This window comes from Roseivirga pacifica, from assembly GCF_900111145.1.
GTDB lineage: Bacteria > Bacteroidota > Bacteroidia > Cytophagales > Cyclobacteriaceae > Roseivirga > Roseivirga pacifica.
The window spans coordinates 19,135-39,538 of sequence record NZ_FOIR01000001.1 but is presented as its reverse complement, the minus strand read 5'-3'; the positions used below and the strand labels follow the sequence as shown (position 1 = coordinate 39,538).

Here is a 20,404-nt window from a genome sequence, read left to right as displayed (position 1 = left end):
CTATGGCTCACTTACTATCATTTATTGTCTTTATTCCTTTGGTTGGTGGACTTTTGGTGTTGCTAACGCCAAAGACTTACGAGTATCTGTATAAGGTGGTAACCCTTTCGAGCCTTGGCTTAACCTTGCTGCTCAGTATTTATCTGGTTGCTGGTTTTGACACCGGTTTGCAAGAGGCGATAAACACCGAGCAGCAATTGCAGTTTGCCGAAAAAGCAGATTGGTTCTCCTTCTCTTTAGGCAGTTTGGGTGAAATCTCAGTCGATTATTTCTTAGGTGTAGATGGAATAAACGTGACCATGCTGGTATTGGCGGCCTTGGTTTTGTTTATCGGGGCAATTTCTAGCTGGAACATTAAAAAGCATCAGAAAGGTTATTTTGGCTTGTACTTGCTGCTTTCAACTTCTGTTTTGGGTTGTTTTGTAGCCCTCGACTTCTTCTTGTTCTACCTTTTCTTCGAGTTTATGCTATTGCCAATGTATTTTCTCATTGGTATTTGGGGTGGGCCAAGAAAGGAGTACGCAGCCATTAAATTCTTCCTGTACACATTGGTGGGTTCGGTCTTCATTCTGATTGTAATGATAGGCCTTTACAACTCTGTTTACGATCCATTGAAAACTGCTGAGGCGGCAAATCTTTCAGTTTCAGGAATGAATACTGAACAGATTATTGAAGCCGTGCAACAGCAAGTTGAAAGTGGCGCTATTGCCAAAGAGGATTTGGTAAAGTCTTTCAATATGTTGCACATGGCCAATGATGCTAATTATATTCCTGGTTCATTTTTAGATAAAGCTGGTTTGTCCACCGTGTTTGGCCAACCAGCACGCTGGATTGCCTTTTTAGCTCTGCTTATTGGCTTTGCTATTAAGCTGCCGAGTTTTCCATTCCACACATGGTTGCCCGATGCGCACGTGGAGGCACCAACACCTATCTCGGTTGTTTTGGCAGGAATTCTCTTGAAAATTGGTGGCTACGGAATTATCAGAACGGCCTATGCGATGTTCCCAGATGGTGCATATCATTATGCCTGGCTCATTGGCTTTGTCGGCATTTTCTCCATTATTTATGGTGCCATGAATGCCTTGGCACAAAAAGATTTAAAGAAATTAATTGCCTATAGTTCCGTGTCGCATATGGGCTTCGTGTTGCTTGGCCTTTCAGCCATGACGGTTGAAGGAATTTCAGGCGCCATGTATCAAATGTTTTCGCACGGATTGATTTCTGCCATGTTGTTCTTGCTCGTTGGGGTGCTTTACGATAGAACACACGATAGAATGATTGAAAACTATGGTGGCTTGGCGAGTCAATTGCCAAAGTTCACCGTGTTTGTAACCATTGCATTTTTTGCTTCGCTTGGATTGCCGGGCTTCTCGGGTTTTGTGGCGGAACTGACGGTGTTCATCGGTGCATTTAAATCTGAGGCGACTAACGGTGCAATTCCATTCTGGATGCCGATTGTTGGTACGTTAGGATTGATTTTAGGAGCTGGATACTACCTGTGGACATTGCAACGCATGTTTATGGGTAAGTTTTGGGTGAAGGACAAGCACTGGCTTAGCACATTAAAAGACCTTGAGCTACGCGAGTATATAATGCTTGTGCCATTGGTTGCGCTTACGCTGCTTTTCGGTATTTACCCAGCATTGCTTTTCGACCTAATCAATGCATCGGTAATTTCATTTGTTGATCACATTTCTCCTTTAGCGAAGTAATGCGAGCAGTTTTAGCACAGCAAAATATTTCACTTACCAATTTCCTAAATCAGGTTGCGGAGGGATTGGGCTATTTGCAGCCAGAAATTACCTTGGTAGCAACACTAATTCTACTGCTGCTTTTCGATTTAATCTTTAAAAAGAATAAGGCATTTGGCTTTACAGCAATTGCTAGTATTGGTTTTGCTTTAGTAGGTGTATTGGCTCTTTTACAGTGGAGTTCAGAAACCGTTTCGCTGTTTGGTGGAATGCTAAGCCTTACCAATTTTTCGCTCTTGCTTAAGGTAGCATTTAGCTTTGGTGGGCTTGTTACGCTATTAATTGCTTGGAGGGGAAAGGATGAAATTAAAGCGGAATTTTTCAAAAGCGGAGAAACTTTGATTATGCTAGCAGCACTGCTGCTCGGGGCTTTTTTTATGACAATGACCATGAATCTACTGTTGGTTTATGTGTCCATTGAGTTGGTTTCTATTGCATCTTACATTCTTACAGGGCTTACTGGCGATCGCAAGCGCTCTGAAGCCGGAATAAAGTATTTGATCTTTGGTGCGGCTAGTTCGGCCATTATGCTTTATGGAATGAGCTGGCTCTATGGTTTTACCGGAACACTGCAGCTCGATTCGGATAGTTTTTATGCTGGCCTAACTGCGGTACCGATGTTGCCATTGATTATTGCAATGGTACTTACTTTGGCTGGTTTTCTTTTCAAGCTGGGAGCTTTCCCTTTGCATATTTGGAGTCCCGATGTTTACGAGGCTACCCCTACGCCAACTGTGGCTATGTTTTCGGCCATTCCTAAGTTGGCTGCTTTAACCATTGTTTTCCGTTTGGTTCAGCTAACTCCTGACACCTTCGATTGGGTGCCAATACTTACGATTGTGGCTATTGCTAGTATGACGGTTGGTAACTTTTCCGCCTTGTGGCAAAAAGACGCAAAAAGAATGTTGGCCTACTCATCAATTGCGCATGCAGGCTTTCTCTTGGTGGGAATTATTACCCACAGCGAGACGGGCAACGAGGCCATGCTCTTTTACGGATTGGTTTATTTAATCATGAATTTTGCGGCTTTTTTCCTCATCAACCAATTCGAAAGCATCACTGGTTCTACTAAAATAGATAGCCTCAAAGGCTTGGGTAGAAGCATGCCTTTTGCCGGGGTATTAATGGTGTTGGTAATGGTGTCGCTCACTGGTTTGCCACCAACGGCCGGTTTCAATGCCAAACTGTACATTTTCTCTGCGCTATGGGAAGCCTTCGGCCAGCAAGAAAATTCATGGTTGTTATGGCTTTTTATTTTTGGGCTTTTCAATACAGTGGTTTCTCTATTCTATTATTTGAAAATTCCTTACATGTTGTTTTTCAAAGAATTGCAGCCAAATGGAATTCAAACAAAAGGTCGTTCAGCTGATTATATAATTGGCACTCTTTTGGTGCTTCCGCTGTTACTGTTGTTCTTTAGGTCCGATTGGTTTGTGGACCTAATGAATACTATTAATTTTGTGTTTTGATTACTTAACATGAGTGAGCCTATCAAACATGAATGTGGCATAGCCCACATTCGCTTGAGGAAACCCCTTCAGTACTACATAGACAAGTACGGAACAGCCAAATATGCGGTCAGCAAGCTGTATGTAATGATGCAGAAGCAGTCGAACCGCGGGCAAGACGGGGTAGGAGTTGCCAATATTAAAATTGGCGTGGAGCCGGGGAAGCGATACATTAGCCGCTACAGAACGATCAACCAGCAGCCTGTTGACGAAATCTTTGGAAAAATTGCCAAGAAATTCGAAAAGGCTAAGAAAAAATCTGGATACAATAAGAAGGATGCAGATTGGTTGAAGAATAACATGGGATTTACCGGTGAAGTTTGGTTGGGACACCTTCGCTACGGAACGCACGGTAAAAACAGCATTGAAAGCTGCCACCCATTTTTGAGACAAAATAACTGGCGTAGTAGAAACCTCGTAATGGCGGGGAACTTCAACATGACTAACGTAGACGAACTCTTCGATCTACTGCTTAAGCTAGGCCAGCACCCCAAGGAAAAAACAGATACAGTGACGGTAATGGAAAAGATCGGTCACTTTATCGATGAAGAAAATCAGCGCATTTTCGACAAATACAATAACAAGAAAGAGAACAGCGAAATTACCGAGCTCATTGAAGATGAGATGGATTTGCAGCGTGTGCTTAAGCGCTCGTTCAAAGACTTTGACGGTGGTTACGCAATGGTAGGGCTGCTCGGCCATGGTGCATCTTTTGTGGTGCGCGACCCGAACGGAATTCGCCCAGCCTACAAATACATTGACGATGAGGTGATTGTAGTAGCATCAGAAAAGCAGGCGATTAAAGCTGCTTTCAATGTGAACTACGATGAGATTGACGAGATCAATCCCGGTAATGCCCTTATTGTACACAAAAACGGTAATTACGAAGAAGTAGTGGTGCGTAAGGCCAAGGAGTTGAAAGCATGCTCTTTCGAGCGTATCTATTTCTCTCGTGGTAACGACCCAGAAATTTACCAAGAGCGTAAAATGCTTGGTAAGTTGCTAGTGCCTCAGATATTGAAGGCCATCAATTTCGACCTTAAGAATACGGTTTTCTCATATATTCCTAACTCGGCAGAGGTATCTTTTCTTGGCATGATGCAAGGCTTAGATGAGTATTTGATGAAAAAGCAGAAGGAGGTAATTATTGATAAAAAACCTTCTTTGGATGATATCGATCAAATGTTGAGTTTCCGCCCTAGGGTAGAAAAGCTGGTGATAAAAGATGCTAAGCTCCGTACTTTCATTGCAGACGATAGTAGTCGCGATGATTTGGTGGCCAACGTGTACGACACTACTTATGAGGTGATCAAAAAAGGTGTAGATACGCTGGTAGTAATTGACGATTCGATTGTGCGTGGTACTACGCTAGAGAAGAGTATTCTTAAAATGCTCGATAAGCTAGAGCCTAAGAAAATAGTAGTAGTGTCTTCTGCACCGCAAATTCGCTACCCTGACTGTTACGGAATCGACATGTCGAAAATCCGTGAGTTTGTGGCCTTCAGAGCTATGCTTTCGCTAATGAAGGAGCGATTTAAGGAAAACAAGCTAGATGAAGCCTATCATCAGGTATTGGCTAATGTAGACTCTAAGGATCAGCCGAACTACGTACAGCAGCTGTATAACGAGTTTACTTATGACGAAGTGTCTAGTAAGATCACAGAAATTGTTCGTCCGGATGGATTGAAAGCAGAACTGGAAGTGATTTACCAAACGGTAGAGAACTTGCATGAAGCTTGTCCGAAAAACCTTGGTGACTGGTACTTTACCGGAGACTACCCAACCCCTGGCGGTATGCGCGTAGTTAATAAGGCCTTTGTAAACTTTATGGAAGGCAAAGAGGTAAGGGCGTACTAGTATAGCGTATTGGGTACAAAGTTTTTGAGACTTTAGTACCAACAGAATAGATAAATAAAGGCTTCCGAGAGGAGGCTTTTTTGTTTTAAGCAGTCTTTCCTGCAAGAAGTCATTAACCGATGACCAACAAAAAAGCCACTCATTGAGTGGCCTTTATTAACAATTAAAAATTCATCATTCAACCTTATACAGAGAAGCTTTCTCCGCAACCACAAGTGCGCGAGGCATTCGGGTTTACAAACTGAAAGCCTTTACCATTCAGGCCATCAGAAAAGTCTAAAGTTGTACCCAAAAGGTAAAGCAGGCTTTTGCGGTCTACCAAAATCTTAATGCCCTTGTCTTCAAAAATTTCGTCTTTTTCTCTCACTTCAGAATCGAACTCAAGGTCATACATAAGTCCTGAGCAACCACCGCCTTGCACGGCTACGCGAATGTTGTGATTGTCCGTCTTTCCTTCTTTCGCTCTTAGCTCAAAGATTTTCTCTTTCGCTATATCAGTCACATTTATCATTAGGCCACTGGATTTAATACTACACTAAATACGGTTATGGTGTTGATGTCTCTGCTGTAGTACAGCTTATCGAGCGCATCGTACATGTTGCTGGCAGAAAAGTATGAGGTATGCAATTCGGTTTCGCCTTTGGCTATCCATTGCACGGTGTAAGAGTTGTATTTGTCTTTGTAAGATTTCACATACTCCAACATCTTGCGCAATGCATCCAGTTTGTCAATGCCATATTCCGACTGGAAAAGGAAGGACTGATTGTGCCTCGGGTTAATGGTTATTAAATCGAGCTTTACTTTGCCTTCGGTAGAAGTAAACTCAAAGCTTAGCTCGCTGCCTTTAATGCCCAAGTGGCTTTCGATCTTTTTTTGAAGTCGAAGGCTCTCCACATGGATGTCCGTACTTGCGCCTGTCATATTCATTTTGTGCCAGTTTAAGCCCCAAATCCCTATATTGAGGCGATTATTGTAACAGGTGAATGAACCGTTAAGTTCAGTCCTGACTGCAAAGATAACCAATGAATGTGAAACCAAGGTAACCATTAGTAAATGAGGAAAATAGAACATATCGGCATAGCAGTAAAAAGTTTGGAGTCATCGAACGAATTGTTCGGGAAACTCTTTGGTGAAGCACACTACAAAGTGGAAGAAGTGGCTAGCGAAGGTGTAAACACCAGCTTTTTTCAAGTAGGGCCAAATAAGATTGAACTTTTGGAAGCCACAAAGCCTGATAGCCCCATCGCTAAATTTATTGAAAAGAAGGGCGAAGGAATTCATCACATAGCCTATGATGTGGAAGATATTCGTGCCGAAATGAAACGATTGGCCGCAGAGGGATTTACCTTACTGAATGAAGAGCCTAAAAAAGGGGCAGATAATAAGTTGGTTTGTTTTCTTCATCCAAAGACTACCAATGGTGTGCTGATAGAGCTCTGTCAAGAGATTGGTTAGTTGAGGGGTTAAATAGAGTTCATTGTTCATGGTTCAAAGAGAAACTTAGAACCTTAAACCTTGAACCTCAAACTGAAACATTATCTTTGCAGCCAGAATTACAAACTATGGCAGAGCAAAGAACAGAATTATCATCGTTAGGAGAGTTTGGGCTAATCGATAAATTGTCCGAAGGGTTGGAGTTGGTGAACGAAAGTTCGCAGCTAGGAATTGGCGATGATGCGGCTGTAATCAGTGCTGATGATGACAATTTCGGGCTTCTGTCTTCCGATATGCTTTTGGAAGGCGTTCACTTCGATCTTTCCTATGTGCCATTGCAACATTTGGGCTACAAGTCCATTGCAGTGAATGTATCGGATATTGCCGCCATGAATGGCAAGCCAGAGCAAATCACCGTTTCGTTGGGCTTAAGTAATCGCTTTTCTATTGAGGCTGTTGAGGCCATTTACAAAGGAATGAAAGCTGCTGCCAAGGACTATCAGGTGGATATTGTGGGCGGAGATACTACTACCTCGCATAGCGGTTTGGTTATTTCTATCTCCGTTTATGGCAAAGTAGCCAAAGAGAAAGTCGCGTACCGAAAAGGTGCCAAAGAAAAAGATATTCTTTGTGCTACGGGCGATTTGGGTGCTGCCTTTCTGGGCCTTCAGGTGCTGGAGCGCGAAAAGCAGACTTTTTTGGCCAACCCAAATATGCAGCCACAACTTGATAAGTATAAATACATAGTACAGCGCCAGCTAAAGCCCGCTGCTCGAATGGATATTATTCATGAGTTGAACGAAAAGGATGTTGTACCAACTTCAATGATCGATATTTCAGATGGACTCGCTTCTGAGTGCATGCATATTTCAAGAAACTCTGGGTTGAATGTGGCCATTTATGAAGACAAATTGCCAATTGATAAACAGACTTACGACACTGCTGTTGAATTCAATTTAGACCCGATTACCGCAGTCCTAAATGGCGGAGAAGACTACGAATTACTCTTTACCATTAAGCAAGAAGATCATGCTAAGTTAGATACTCACCCTGATATTCATTTTATTGGATATATGCATAAAGAGCAGGTGGGTAACGTACTTATTACCAAAAACGGTAACCAAGTGCCCCTAAAAGCGCAAGGCTGGGATCACCTAGGGCAGAAATAAGGTTCCGATTAATATTAGGCTGAAAAAAGCACTAATAATTGCTGCATTAAATCGCTGTTCTGGGTTTAGCAACCTAGAAACACCTAAGGCTGCGGCAATAAAAACCACAAATGAGAATAGGTAAGTAACGATAGGGATAGATGCGGTTCTATCCAGTTTGCCTGTCGTGTTGTTTTTGTATTTTAGGTTGCCATAAACCAAGCTCTTTTTTAGGTCTATTGTTTCTCCAGGTTTTGGTAAATCGGGAGTACTATGTTTCCTAAACACCACTTGGTCTGTTTGAATGATGGTCCAATAAATGGGATCACCTCTGTATGGATATTCAACCCGCTCTTCTGTTGCTAGCACGGTGGTACTGCCAAAATCAATAAATATCACCATGTCGACTAAAAAGGTGAGTGAGAGCAGCAGCATGGCGAGGTTTATTTGCCAAGCGCCTCGCTCATTGGCTTTGTAGTCGGTAGGTGCGTAGCGGTTTCGTGGTTCGTAGCCAAATTCAAAGTGTTGGTGCTGTTGCGCCCTTCTTCTTAAAATTTCTTCTAGCTCTTCATCCGTTAGATTGATTTCCTTTTGGGTCGAACGAGGGTTGTCGTAAAGGCTCCTTTTTTGCGGGTCGGAAAGCGTAATGTAAGCCTCGTTCAGCGATTGGAAACGGTCTTGCGCATCGTTAGCAGAATTTACATCGGGGTGCAGGTGTTTGGCTTTTTGCCTGTACGCCAGCCGAATTTCCTCAGTGCTGGCACTTTTTTCTACTCCTAAGATGGCATAATAATCTTTCGACATATATTTGAGTCAAGAGGCCAGACTGAATCCTTTATAAAACTATGGAAGCTATACATTATTTCAACGGGCAGTACCTGAAAAAAAGTGAAATATCCATTTCGCCTAACGATGTTGGCTTTACGCGCGGCTATGCGGTTTTCGAGTTTTTTAAAGTGAAGGGCAAAACGCCCATTTTTTGGGAAGACCACTTAGATAGGCTTGAAAAATCTGCTGCAGCCATTGGGCTGCCAATTCCGCTTAGTAGAGATGAGCTGAAAACGGCAATCTTAAAATTGGTTGAAATAAATGGCTTTGATTACAGCAGCATAAAAGTAATGCTGAGTGGTGGGGTGTCTGCCGATGGTTTTTCTCCTGGTGCTCCTACTTTACTTATTCAAAATAACCCTTTTCAAGATTTTGGAAAGGAGCTTTATGAACAAGGGGCTAGCCTGATGCTTCATGAGTATCAGCGTGATTTCCCACTGGTAAAGTCAACCTATTATGTGCGGGCTGTGGCATTGCAACAACAATGGAAGGCGGCCGGACATTTGGATGTATTGTATCATAAAGAGGGTATGGTTTCCGAAGTTTCTAGAAGCAGTGTTTTCATCATCCTCAATGGTCAGCTAATTACTAACAAGGAGAATGTGCTGCAAGGTGTTACTCAGCGAAACGTAATTCGGGCAGTAAAAAATGATTTCGAAGTAGTAGTGAGGGAGTTCTCTCTGGTAGAACTGTTAAATGCGGAGGAGGTATTTATTACCAGCACAACCAAAAAAGTGGTGCCAATAGTGAAAGTGGGCGATACGGTAATTGGCAATGGAAAACCGGGGATGAAAACGCTTAAAATACTCAGCCTTTTTGAAGCGTATATTGAGGAGTTTGTGTCTGTAGAGGCTTAAGCAGCTTGCATTTCGTAGCCAATTACATCTAAGAGCATATCCATAATTTTAATAGGAATCCGTTTTTCGAGTGCTTTGTAGCGGTAGTTCAGTACTTGGCCGCTTTCTAGCTGAAAGGCAATTCGGCCTGTTTGAAGTTGGTCTTCGTAAATCCGAATCTCCAGTATGGTATTGTGGAGCCCGTCCGTATAGGTGTTGTTGATCTTCCACGTTACGTTGTGGCCAATCTCCACCAACTTGTTCAAAAGGCTACGAACAAGCGCCTTGTTTTCTTCCATTATTGTCCCCATAGGTTTCCGTTATACATATAAGTATAATGAAAACGATTGAGAAGTCATTTGGTTATTCCTCTTCGGGGTAGGGAACAAAAAGAAAGTTTGTAAAATCTGGTTCAACCACAAATAAACAACAAAACTCATCAGGGTTTTTATAGGCTTGTTTGAATGCTTCCTCGTTTTCGATTAACTGGCGTTGCACAAATTCATCAACATAGGTGATGTAGTAGTTCCAGTTAACGGCCATGTCTTCCTTACCAATAAGCTTTTGGCCGATTGGTATCTCGGTTTTGGCAATCGGGAAAATTGGAAATTCAGAAAATCCGCGCTTTTTCACCTGATATGCCGCTTCTTTCAAAGTGTCGGCAACTACCACAAAGTCTTTTGTAATAGTGCCCAAGTATTTACCATTCTGATTTAACTCCGGATCGTTCTGCATGCTGCAAAGATAATAGCCTGTGTTGAAGTTGAGAAGTGATGGGGAGCCGAAGTTGGAAAGTAATAAGGCTAGGGGCTACCGAACTCGAAGAACAAGCACAACATTATAGCTCATTCCCTTGAATGTCTGACTATTGAACTGGTTAGTAATGCTAACCAGCCCCATTCGCTAAAAGTGGAGCTGGCTAGCGTTTAAAAGCTACTCCTCTTTAAGATACTTTACCGGGTTTAGGCCCATTGCCCGATGGAGTTGAGAGTATATGGTAATAGCGGCTACTGCTAGCGTAATTAAAACGGAAGTGATAATTATACCAGCTCCTATACTCACATGTTGAGGGTAATTACTTAGCCAGTTTTGAAGTAAATAAAATGCTGCTGCCAAGCCAATTACAACACCTATGCCTAGTAGTGCAAAATACTTTTTCAGAAACATGGTTAGTATTTCTCTGCTTTCCGCACCAATCACTTTTCTTATACTTACTTCTTTCAGTTTTTGACGAATTTGGGTTCCTACAAATCCCATTAGCCCAATGCACGAAAGGACAATGGCAATGATAGAACCGCCTTGCGTTATACGCTGAATGTTCGACTCCAATTCGTATTGCGCAGCAATATCATCTTCGGCAAAAGTGTAGCTTAACGGGTAGGGTGAGAAAAATTCTCGATGCACATCTTCAATAGCAGCTATCAGCTCTTGATTAATGTCGGCAGCTTTGATCTGCGTGTCGTATGGATTTAAATAACCACCCATATACAATACCAGCGGCTCCACTGGCAAATGTAAAGATTGGAAGTTGAAGTTCTTTACTACCCCAATAATTGTGGGTTTCTCAAATTCACCGTAATTGAAGTTGATCTGTGTCCCTATTGGGTTGTCGAGTCCGCGGTCTTTCACAAAAGCCTCATTTACTATGCAAGCTTTGGTGTAGTCAAGTGCAATTTCTGGATCGAAGTTTCTGCCCGCAACTAGCGTCATGCCCATTGTTGAAATATAGTCTTCATCAATCTTGGCATGCCTTACTTGCACGCGCTCTCCATCATCTTGCACATAGTCGGTGCCGTTAAATCCAGATGCGATGGATACAGACTCAATCCCCGAAATACTCAGCAGCTCATTTTTAAAAGTGGCGTGTATTTGAGGATCATTCATGGGGCGAAAAACACTTATCAGGTTTTCTCCCTCGTAGCCAATGTCATACTTTAAAAGATAGTCGAGTTGCTTATTGAGCGTAAGCAGACCGGTGATTAGAAAAACGGCAATACAAAACTGCAAGGTGACAAGCCCACGAGAGAGGTAGTTTCTTCCGCCCAGCTTCGATTTGCCCTTTAAGCCATTAACCGTTTTGAATCGAGAGAGTAACAAGGCGGGATAAATGCCAGCCAGTAGCGTAGCAGTAATCAGTATGACCACCCCACCTAAAATGGTATTAAGGTTAAATACCGAGCTGAATTCATAACTCTTGTTGGCGTATTCAGAAAAACCTGGTAACAGCAAATAAAGAAGCGCAACAGATAATACCAGTGATATAAATGCTGAAATGAAAGCTTCTGTAATGAACTGTTTGAACACGGCAGACTTTTCGGCACCGAACACCTTTCTAACGGAAACCTCCCTTATACGAACTAAATAATTGCCCACTGCAAAGTTGGCGTAATTCACACATGCAATTAGTAGGCAGAACAAACCAATAACCATTGAAATAACGATCAATTCGTTATCGCCACGGGCATTTATTCCGTTGCCTGTTCCCAGGTTCGGGTCTAGGTGAATTTCGGTTAAAGGTTGTAGCCCCATAGCTACTTCGGTATTTTCAAAATCATCGTTGGCCAGAAGTACCTCTGTCATTTTTGTGCTTATGGTCTCAATGCTGGTGCCTTCTGCCAGTGTAAAGAATGTGTTCATGTTAATATCGAACCAGATGGTGGTCCGGCTTTGGTTGTTTTCTGCCCAATAGCTAAAGGGCATTAAGAACTCGGGGCGAATGGAGGTATTGGTAGGGAAGTCTTCATAAATGCCAGTTACTTGAAAACTGATTTCTTCGCCACCACCAACAAGGGTAACAATGTTTTCACTTAAATCGAGGGGGATGTTGAATCTTAGGGCTGCCGATTCGGATAGTACTATGTTGCTGGGATTGGAGAAGTCGCTTGCCGTGCCAATGAGAAAGCTCACATCGAACATTTCAAAGAAACCCTTGTCGGCATAGTGTGTGGTTTGGTTTATGTATTCTTGACCAACTTTGGCCAAAAAGTAGCCGCTTTTGTAGCGCGAGGCGTATTCAATTTGAGGTATTTGAGCCGGAAACTCTTCACCCATAATGTAGGATGAGCCGGCAAAAGCTTTGCTGGCATCGCCTCGGCTCATAAATGCTTTAATGCGGTAAGTTTGGTCGGCATTGGTGTAGAACGAGTCGTACGAATACTCATCGCTAACAAATATGTACGACATCCAACAAATGGCAATGCCCAGTGCCAGCCCAAGTATGTTGAGGATGGAGTAACCTTTGGTTTTCCAGAGAAATCGGAACCCGGTTTTTAAATAGTTCTGAATTAACATGATATCTGAATTTTGAGTTTTGATCTTGATTCTGAAGTAGCGGAGGCAGCGCATTACTTCCCATATGTATTGCCTTTTGGCGTAAGCCTGACCTTTTTCTTGGCTACGCCATTGGTATGCTTCAAACAAGTCACCTTCCACCTCTTCAATCAGGTCAGGAGGGCAAACTTTCTGTAGCACCTTTAATGCCCAATATGGTGGCTGTTTATATGAGCCCATAGTTGGTACTTGGGTTTGGCACGAACGACCACATTTTGGACCTACGCTCTTGCATTTCTTTGGCTACCTTATAGCCGATGGGTGTTCCTTGATAGAATTTTTTGCGTTTTCCACCACGCTCGGGAGTCGGTTCGCCAAAAGCAGACTTTACCAATCCTTTTTTCTCTAGCCGCTTAAGTACCACATGGATGGCTGGCAACGAAATACTTTGGCCTACATGCGATTCGTAGACTTTGGCTATTTCCACCCCGTAGCTTTCTTCCTTCATTAATACAATAATGAGGATGGTTTCTTCCAGTGTACCTAGTGAATAATCGCTCATTTAATTAACTTTTGTTTAAAATATTCTTCCGAATATAATTAACAGATGTTTAAAAAATCAAAATAGTTTGAATGAACTGTAAGAAAACTGTACCGAAACGAAGTTGTGACCAAAACCATTAAATTGAGCTGCAAATAACCGTACTATGCTAGCACGCCTATTTTTAATGAGTTCTCTGTTGATCTATTCAGTGTCCGTTATGGCCCAAAAGAAGATTCCACTTTGGCCAGACAAGATTCCGAATAGGGTAGATTCTGATGAGAAAGAAGAGTTTACAAACGAGGATATTCTGTGGATTACTAAGATTCAAAAGCCGGAGATAGAAGTGTTTTTACCACCTAACAGAAAGAATAGTGGCGCGGCAGTGCTGATAATGCCAGGTGGTGGTTATGCTGGCCTAGCCTACGATTGGGAAGGAACAGATGTAGCTAAGTACTTCAATTCAATAGGTGTTGCTGCTTTCGTATTGAAGTACAGGGTGCCCTTGTCAAAGTCTGTTGAAAACAAGGAGTGGGTGCCGCTGCAGGATGCGCAACGTGCCATTAGAATAATTAGAGCCCGGGCGGCCGAATTTAAAGTTGATAAAAACAGTATTGGCGTAATGGGTTTTTCAGCCGGTGGGCATTTGGCTTCTACGCTTGGAACCCACTATAACAAGCGGCTTCCGTTTATGGATGATGCAGTGGAGAAAGAAAGTGCTAGGCCAGATTTTCTTATGTTGATGTACCCTGTAATCAGCATGAAAGCGGGCTTAACTCACCAAGGATCTCATGACAATTTAATTGGCAAGGCTGCGGATAAGCAGTTGACAGATATGTTTTCAAATGAATTGCACGTGAATGCGCAAACACCACCAACCTTTTTGCTACACGCCACCGATGATGGGGCTGTTAAAGTAGAAAACAGTTTGGTGTTTTATCAGGCACTAAAGGATAATGGTGTACCTGTAGAAATGCACATTTTTCCTGCAGGTGGTCACGGTTTTGGGCTGGGTACGGGTAACCCTTCTTTAGCACAATGGCCAAGTTTGTTGGCTGAGTGGATTAACGGTTTGAAAAACTAAGCCGAGTAAGCAGTAATTAACTCACTCGGCCGAAGCTTTTATGCTTTATCAAGTGCTTGTTCAATATCCCAAATCAGGTCGTCAGTATTTTCTACACCAATAGAAAGCCTAACTAGTGAGTCTGCAATGCCACATTCGGCCCTGTCGGCTACAGGCACGCCAGCGTGTGTCATAGAGGCAGGGTGTTCGGCAAGGGATTCAGTACTACCTAGGCTTACGGCTAGCTTCATTAACTTAAGGCTGTTCAAAAACTTGAAAGCCTCTTTTTCTCCACCGACAATATCGAAAGATACCATGGCTCCGGTGCCTTCGCATTGTTGATCGAAAATGCGCTTTTGTTCACCGCTTTTCAAGTGGCCTAGGTAATGTACTTTGGCCACCTTTGGGTGATTGAGCAAATAGTCGGCTACTTTTTGAGCGTTTTGTTGTTGCAGATCCATTCTGGCTTTTAGGGTCTCTAAGCTTCGCATAAGCAACCAGCCTGTCCATGGGCCAGCCATATTACCCAAAAAGGTTCGCATGGCTTTTACCTCGCCTATCAAGGCTTTTGAGCCTAAGCAAGCTCCTGCAATTACATCGCTGTGGCCACCAATGTATTTTGTTGCGGAATAGAGCACTAAGTCTGCGCCATGTTTTAGAGGGTGTTGCCATAAAGGCCCCATGTAAGTGTTGTCTACAGCAACCAATACTTGCTTTTCTTCCGTTGAGAAACTGTCGGCCAGGCGTTTGCACATGACAAGGTCTATCAAAGCGTTGGTTGGGTTGGCGGGAGTTTCCACATAAACCATCTTCAACTTGTCGCCATAGCCTTTCGATTCTATTCGTTGTAGAATGTCTGCTTCCGTATCGTTGGCGCCAAAACCAATGATGTTAATACCAAAGCGAGTCAGAATTTCCTCAATAAAGTGGCTTGTTCCACCATAAACAGGTTTGCTATAAAGTAGTACATCACCTGGGCTCAGAAAGCCCAACAAAACTGTGGTAATAGCCGACATGCCGCTTTCAAAAACCGCACAGTCTTCAGCCCTATCCCAAAGTGTTAGCCTGTTTTCAAGAATTTCTAAATCGGGATTGTTCAGCCGGCTATAGATTAGGCCTAGTTCTTCGTTTTCACCTTTTTCGCGTAAGCCATAAGCCACTTCAAAAAAGGACTTGCCTTCTTCGGCAGTTTTAAAAACAAATGTGCTGGTTTGAAATATTGGGCATTTTATGGCGCCTTCTGAAAGCGCTGGTTTGTAGCCGTAAGACATCATCAGACTCTCAGGCTGCATGGTATATTGATCTCTTTCCATTTCCATAGATTTTACGGAAATAGATGTATAATCCTTGAATTATCAATAGTGCCAAAATTATAACTACTGGTAGTAGTTTTGGTAGAAAATATTTTCAAATTGAGTTGTTGCTTCGAGACGAAGTAGAAAAATAATCTTTATGGATAAAGTAGATAGGGAATTGCTCAGGTTACTACAAGAGAATGCCAAGCTTACGAATAAGGAGCTTGCTGCTAAATTGGGGCTTACGATAACACCCGTGCACGAGCGTATTAAAAAGTTGGAGCGGGAAGGGTTTATCTCTCGCTATTCGGCCATTGTAAATAGGCACAAGGTAGATTTGGGGCTTGAGGTATTTTGCAGTGTGTCGCTCAAGGACCATCAGAAGGAGTTTATTGAGCAGTTTGAGCGGGACGTGATGGCGCTTGAAGAGGTAACAGAGTGCTATCATATCGGAGGTCGTTTCGATTACTTGCTCAAAGTGGCTATTAAAAACATGGAGGCCTATCGTGATTTTGTTTCGCAAAAGCTGGCCGAGCTAGACAATATTGGGAATGTTCAGAGCTCGTTTGTGATGTCAGAGATTAAAAAAACCAATGTTCTACCTTTTTAGCTTGAGCTGCCAAAACATAGTTTAGCGTATTTTCACTAGATTAATTGGCAGTTTATAATCGTAAAATGAAAAAGGAAAGCAGATTCGGAAAGCTCCGCTACTTCTTTGCAGAGTTACTCATTCTAATAATCGGTATTACTGCATCTTTCGCGCTCAATGAATATCGGCTTGGCAATCAGGAGCAGCGGCAGGAAGACGAGATGCTTAAGAGTTTCAGTAAAAATCTGGAAGTAGATAGCCTGCGGCTTAGCTCAAGTATAAAGGTGCTCGAAAAGCAGATTGAGTTTGCTGAGAAACTTTTGCTAAGTGAGCAAGGTGTGTATACCGATTCGCTTGTGATTTTTGCCCTTTCTCAGCTTACCTATGCACCTTTCGATTCGAATGATATTACCTATCAGCAGATGAGGAGCACAGGAACATCTCACTTAATCACCAATGATTCGTTGGCAACTGAAATTGTGGGTTTGTATGAAAATGGTTTTGAAATAGTAACGCTGTGGAGCGAAATTGATGGAGAGCATGTAAGGCAAAACCTTATTCCATTTGTGGAGGAGCATTTTCCCTTTGAGAAGAACCTGAATTACACGATTGCCGATGCTGCTACCAGAAAAGCTTTTGTTAAAGCAGCACAATCAGATCAGTTTAGCCACTTGGTACAGTTTGGAGAATCGTACAAGGTAAGTACAAAGGCCTCCTATGAGGAGGTCCTTGAAGACATTCGTTTGGTGCTGGCCATGATTAATGCCCAGCTCGAGAATTAGTTGAAAAGCTTTTGGTCTAGCGAATATTTACCTGGTCCGGTAATAAACAGGGTCACATATGTAAGCAGGTAAAATATAGACTTTTCTTGCGTGCTGAATGGATCGTCACCATGTGCTATTTGCCATGCTACCAACATGGTAACCATTAGCGGAACCAGTGCAAAACGAGTGGTTAAGCCTAGAATAAGCAGAATGGAACATATGAATTCTGCAAAGGCAGCAAGAATAAGTGAGGCTTCAACGCCTATGCCTAATGGGTCGCCAAATTGAAATTCACCATTAAGTACTTTTTGGAATTTAGGAAAGCCGTGTACCATCATCATTACGCTGGCACCCACGCGTAGTAGCAGGAGGCCGAAATTGATGGATGTGGCGTGTTTCCCTGTATGGAGTAGTTTTTTGAGCATCGTTTTTAGTTTAGTTATACTAAAAACGTATGCAGAAATTTTAATTGCAATACTCGCTTACATATTCGGCACCGAGCGGGTCATTTAGTTTAGCGCCCTTCTTAAAATCATCGCACGAGTCTTTAAGCGAATAGCCTTTGTAATTCATTTTGGCCATGCCTCTGCGGGTATAAGCTTCGGCATAATCTTCATTAAGGTCTATGGCTTTGTCAAAGCTATCGATGGCAGCAGAAAAGTGCTCGTGAACGAAGAAAACCATGCCTTTATTAAAGCGAGCCACCGGAAGATTTGGGTTTATGGATATCGCCCTATCAAAATCTTTAATGGCAGCAGGCCCTAGTCCCCCTCGGGCAAGTGCGGCACCTCTGGTGATTAGCGCGTGTAAATTGTTTGGGTCAACCTTTAACACTTTGTCTAGGTCGTGAATAGCATTCCAGCTTTTACCCATTTTCATGTAAGCACGGCCTCTAAGTTCAAGCGCTACCATATTATCGGGTTCGTTTTCAATTAGAAGTTTTAGGTCCATTACAGCTCCAGCATAATTTTCTAATTCAAAGTTGCATCTGGCGCGCCCCATTAGGGCCTTTAAAGAATGCCATTTTAAACTGATTAGTCGCGTGTAATCATCGTAAGCGGCATCATACTCTTCAATATTCTCTAAGGCCGTGGCCCTATTAAATATGGAGTAATTGTCGTCCGGCTCCATTTTAATTACCCGATTGTAGCTGGCTACAGCCGCGGTGTAGTTTCCTTCCTGAAAATAATCGTTGGCTTCTTCTCTTACATTGGACATATCGCAAGAAAACAGCAGAATGCTTAAGGTACTGATGAGTGTTATTGAGTATTGACGCATAATCAAATAAACTAATTAATTAGTTTATTTGAAATACTTTCACCTAAAAAATTAGTAGCTCCCGTTGTATTTACGCAGAAACCATTCGGCTGATAGCAGTATGAGTAGCAGTACTAACCAGATTTGATTGTTAATCAAAGGGTTGAGTCGCTCCGAAGAGCGGGAGATAGGCTTGGCATCAACTGCCAAAATGGTTGCTACCAGTTCGTCTAGCGATTGCTCATTGAAAAATTGCCCGCCTGAATTATTGGCAATATTGCGCAGTAACTGATGGTTGGCGGTAAGGTCAATGTCCTCAAGTGCCATGGTTTCTATTGCAAAACTACCTTCGGCAGTTTCACTTTTTCCGTTCAAACTTACTTGGGCTGAGTACCTATAAACTCCAGTGGTTAATCCGTTAATCTGAAAATTGGTGCCAGGCGTGTTTACATAATTATACTCTTCAGAAGTGCCCTCAGCATCCGTTAAGGTAAGGTCAATGTTGTAGTCGTACACTTTCTCAAAAAGCTGATTGTAAACCTCTGTTTCGAATTCAGCGGGCTCGTTGTCAAAAAACGTTTCCGAAACAGGCGTAACTCTAAAGTTTCGTTTATCGTCTGTTGTGGCCAAGTACTGAATCAGCTTGCCAAAGAGCTCATCAAAGAGTTTTGAGTCTCCATAAATGGCGGCTTCTTGTAGCTTCCATTCCCAAAGGCCAGCACCCGAGAAAGTGGCAGACTTTCTTTCTTCATCACTCCAGTGTGTAAGCAAAGGGCGTGTTGTAGTAAGACTGCCCACCCGCTGATAAAGCATGATGTTGGCATTCTCTTTTAGCTCAAAGGCACCATAGGGTGCTTTTATTGGAGGGTAATTGGAAAACCTTCTCAGCAGATCTTCATCCATTTCAAAAAGGTCGAAGCCCGTGTTTAATGCCGCACTTACGTTATCGGTCTGTCCGAAACTCTGGTAAATAAGTGTTTTGTTCGCCCTGTTTACTCCACTTAATTCACCGCTTCCAGTTATGAAAAGTGTATTGGTGTCGTCAATCCAGTGGCCGATTTGTGCTGGTAAATCGTTGAATCCGGGCAGCTGATGATAAATAACCAAATCGAATGGTCCCTCTGGGAAGTCGGCCTCAAAGCCTTCTATCCAAAGAGCAACTTCAGTGCCTTCTTTGCTTTCAATTACTGTGCGCAAAGCCTTAATGTCGGGATGAGGAGAGGCTGCGGCAATTAATATTTTTTGCTGACTATGTACAGTTTCAATAAATGCCCTGCGAACGTTATTTGCCGTACTGTTTTCATTGGCCTTCGGAACCAGCCTAACCGTGTAACTTTCAATTCCTAAATCTTCAGCATCCAGTATAAATGATGCACTATTGATCTGTTGATCTCCTTGAAGTTGAATAGTTTCAGAATCTACAATCTGATTTCCTTTCAGTACTTCAACTTTAACCGATTCGCCTACAAAGCCATTGTTAAACACATCAACATTAAGCGGAAAGCGTTTGCCTTGATAAACCACTTTGTTGTAATAAAGCCCTTTAATACTCAGGTCTTGAGCAGGAATAGTATCGCCAATCCCCAATGCATAAACGGGGTAATCTAAGGTGAGAAACTGTGGCGAGCTACCGTAATTATGAATACCGTCACTTATGAGCACAGTACCAACCAGGTTCTGTTGCTCAAAGTCTTGCTGAACTTCGCGCAATATCTGGTGGAGGTTGCTCGATTGTTCATTGAAAGTAAGTTCTTCGAAGTTATCGGCATAGCCAGAAAGACCTTTTACCCTTACGGAAAGATTGGAGTTGCCTAGCCGTTGTGCAGCATCAGCAATTTCCTCTTTCAGTACTTCGAAATCTGCCGAATCGTAAGCTGCAGGAATAGATGCAGAATCATCAACACCTAGAATTAAGATTGGCGCCTCATCGGTATAGCTTATTTGGTTAAATAATGGTGCTAAAAGAAAGAATGCCAATAGCGAGACCACCAGAAAGCGCAAGGCTGCTAAAGTGTAGTTAACTTGTTTTGACCAAGGAGCCTTTTTGCTGTAGAGTAAGTAAGCATAGCCAGTACCCAGCACCAGGCATAGCAATATAAACCATGGCGAAAAGTCCGTTTGTAAGGTGAGTTTGGAAAGTGCGGCAATCGAGGTGTTCAATTGGGCTTAGTCTATAAATGAATCGGTTAACGACATATTAACGCATTACAACGAAAAATAGCCATTAACCGATTCGTTTTTTCAAATTGATTTGATGAATGGT

The 20,404-nt window shown here is 42.6% G+C and carries 20 protein-coding genes; 9 read left to right on the top strand and 11 right to left on the bottom strand.

Annotated elements, in window-relative coordinates; genetic code table 11:
* The first annotated feature begins 2 nt into the window (after window positions 1-2).
* The 3 genes from BMW98_RS00195 to BMW98_RS00185 are packed head-to-tail and all read left to right on the top strand — an operon-like array spanning window position 3 to window position 5,116.
* Complete coding sequence (locus BMW98_RS00195) at window positions 3-1,712, top strand: complex I subunit 4 family protein (RefSeq protein ID WP_090256353.1); 1,710 nt, start codon at window positions 3-5, stop codon at window positions 1,710-1,712.
* Window positions 1,712-3,220, top strand: a complete 1,509-nt coding sequence (locus tag BMW98_RS00190; protein WP_090256352.1) for an NADH-quinone oxidoreductase subunit N — start codon at window positions 1,712-1,714, stop codon at window positions 3,218-3,220. Before BMW98_RS00195 ends, BMW98_RS00190 begins: the two co-directional genes overlap by 1 nt.
* Window positions 3,221-3,229: 9 nt before the next feature.
* A complete protein-coding gene (locus BMW98_RS00185; RefSeq protein ID WP_090256351.1) occupies window positions 3,230-5,116 on the top strand; it encodes an amidophosphoribosyltransferase in 1,887 nt (628 codons plus the stop codon).
* 184 nt (window positions 5,117-5,300) lie between these two features.
* Here BMW98_RS00185 and BMW98_RS00180 read toward each other — a convergent pair whose 3' ends face one another.
* Together BMW98_RS00180 and BMW98_RS00175 are read right to left on the bottom strand one after the other, a co-directional pair.
* The gene (locus BMW98_RS00180; protein WP_090256350.1) at window positions 5,301-5,627 is read right to left on the bottom strand and encodes a HesB/IscA family protein; all 327 of its coding nucleotides are present in this window, start codon (window positions 5,625-5,627) and stop codon (window positions 5,301-5,303) included.
* Window positions 5,627-6,043, bottom strand: coding sequence for a hypothetical protein (locus BMW98_RS00175; RefSeq protein WP_245733439.1), 417 nt, complete (start codon window positions 6,041-6,043; stop codon window positions 5,627-5,629). Before BMW98_RS00175 ends, BMW98_RS00180 begins: the two co-directional genes overlap by 1 nt.
* A 126-nt stretch (window positions 6,044-6,169) precedes the next feature.
* Between BMW98_RS00175 and mce the strand changes: the two genes are divergently transcribed.
* The gene (gene mce / locus BMW98_RS00170; RefSeq protein WP_090256348.1) at window positions 6,170-6,571 is read left to right on the top strand and encodes a methylmalonyl-CoA epimerase; all 402 of its coding nucleotides are present in this window, start codon (window positions 6,170-6,172) and stop codon (window positions 6,569-6,571) included.
* Window positions 6,572-6,678: 107 nt separating this feature from the next.
* Entirely contained in the window at window positions 6,679-7,719 is a 1,041-nt protein-coding gene (thiL, locus tag BMW98_RS00165; protein WP_090256347.1) for a thiamine-phosphate kinase, read from the top strand.
* On the opposite strand, the gene BMW98_RS00160 is transcribed toward thiL, so the two are convergent.
* Complete coding sequence (locus tag BMW98_RS00160) at window positions 7,705-8,502, bottom strand: J domain-containing protein (RefSeq protein WP_090256346.1); 798 nt, start codon at window positions 8,500-8,502, stop codon at window positions 7,705-7,707. The two genes, thiL and BMW98_RS00160, sit on opposite strands and share 15 nt — an antisense overlap.
* A 41-nt stretch (window positions 8,503-8,543) precedes the next feature.
* On the opposite strand from BMW98_RS00160, the gene BMW98_RS00155 reads away from it, so the two are divergent.
* Window positions 8,544-9,383 carry an aminotransferase class IV gene (locus tag BMW98_RS00155; RefSeq protein WP_090256345.1) on the top strand — a complete coding sequence of 280 codons (840 nt, stop codon included), beginning with the start codon at window positions 8,544-8,546 and terminating at the stop codon, window positions 9,381-9,383.
* Here the strand turns inward: BMW98_RS00155 and BMW98_RS00150 are convergent.
* The 4 genes from BMW98_RS00150 to BMW98_RS00135 form a co-directional block, all read right to left on the bottom strand.
* Complete coding sequence (locus tag BMW98_RS00150) at window positions 9,380-9,673, bottom strand: hypothetical protein (protein WP_090256344.1); 294 nt, start codon at window positions 9,671-9,673, stop codon at window positions 9,380-9,382. The two genes, BMW98_RS00155 and BMW98_RS00150, sit on opposite strands and share 4 nt — an antisense overlap.
* 52 nt (window positions 9,674-9,725) lie before the next feature.
* Complete coding sequence (locus BMW98_RS00145) at window positions 9,726-10,097, bottom strand: hypothetical protein (protein WP_090256343.1); 372 nt, start codon at window positions 10,095-10,097, stop codon at window positions 9,726-9,728.
* A gap of 198 nt (window positions 10,098-10,295) precedes the next feature.
* Complete coding sequence (locus BMW98_RS00140; protein WP_090256342.1) at window positions 10,296-12,872, bottom strand: ABC transporter permease; 2,577 nt, start codon at window positions 12,870-12,872, stop codon at window positions 10,296-10,298.
* Window positions 12,859-13,194, bottom strand: a complete 336-nt coding sequence (locus BMW98_RS00135; protein ID WP_090256341.1) for a PadR family transcriptional regulator — start codon at window positions 13,192-13,194, stop codon at window positions 12,859-12,861. The genes BMW98_RS00140 and BMW98_RS00135 overlap by 14 nt, the downstream gene beginning before the upstream one ends.
* 145 nt (window positions 13,195-13,339) lie before the next feature.
* Here BMW98_RS00135 and BMW98_RS00130 point away from each other — a divergent pair, with 145 nt between their 5' ends.
* A complete protein-coding gene (locus tag BMW98_RS00130; RefSeq protein ID WP_222843587.1) occupies window positions 13,340-14,257 on the top strand; it encodes an alpha/beta hydrolase in 918 nt (305 codons plus the stop codon).
* Window positions 14,258-14,295: 38 nt separating this feature from the next.
* Here BMW98_RS00130 and BMW98_RS00125 read toward each other — a convergent pair whose 3' ends face one another.
* Complete coding sequence (locus BMW98_RS00125; RefSeq protein ID WP_420820071.1) at window positions 14,296-15,549, bottom strand: cystathionine gamma-synthase family protein; 1,254 nt, start codon at window positions 15,547-15,549, stop codon at window positions 14,296-14,298.
* A 139-nt stretch (window positions 15,550-15,688) separates the two neighbouring features.
* On the opposite strand from BMW98_RS00125, the gene BMW98_RS00120 reads away from it, so the two are divergent.
* Window positions 15,689-16,141 (top strand): Lrp/AsnC family transcriptional regulator, encoded by a 453-nt coding sequence (locus BMW98_RS00120; RefSeq protein ID WP_090256338.1) that lies wholly within the window; start codon window positions 15,689-15,691, stop codon window positions 16,139-16,141.
* 65 nt (window positions 16,142-16,206) lie between these two features.
* Complete coding sequence (locus BMW98_RS00115; protein WP_090256337.1) at window positions 16,207-16,902, top strand: hypothetical protein; 696 nt, start codon at window positions 16,207-16,209, stop codon at window positions 16,900-16,902.
* Here the strand turns inward: BMW98_RS00115 and BMW98_RS00110 are convergent.
* The 3 genes from BMW98_RS00110 to BMW98_RS00100 are packed head-to-tail and all read right to left on the bottom strand — an operon-like array spanning window position 16,899 to window position 20,301.
* Window positions 16,899-17,309, bottom strand: coding sequence for a DoxX family protein (locus BMW98_RS00110; protein WP_090256336.1), 411 nt, complete (start codon window positions 17,307-17,309; stop codon window positions 16,899-16,901). The two genes, BMW98_RS00115 and BMW98_RS00110, sit on opposite strands and share 4 nt — an antisense overlap.
* Before the next feature lie 40 nt (window positions 17,310-17,349).
* Complete coding sequence (locus BMW98_RS00105; RefSeq protein ID WP_090256335.1) at window positions 17,350-18,162, bottom strand: tetratricopeptide repeat protein; 813 nt, start codon at window positions 18,160-18,162, stop codon at window positions 17,350-17,352.
* Window positions 18,163-18,213: 51 nt separating this feature from the next.
* A complete protein-coding gene (locus tag BMW98_RS00100; RefSeq protein WP_090256334.1) occupies window positions 18,214-20,301 on the bottom strand; it encodes a vWA domain-containing protein in 2,088 nt (695 codons plus the stop codon).
* Between the last annotated feature and the right edge of the window lie 103 nt (window positions 20,302-20,404).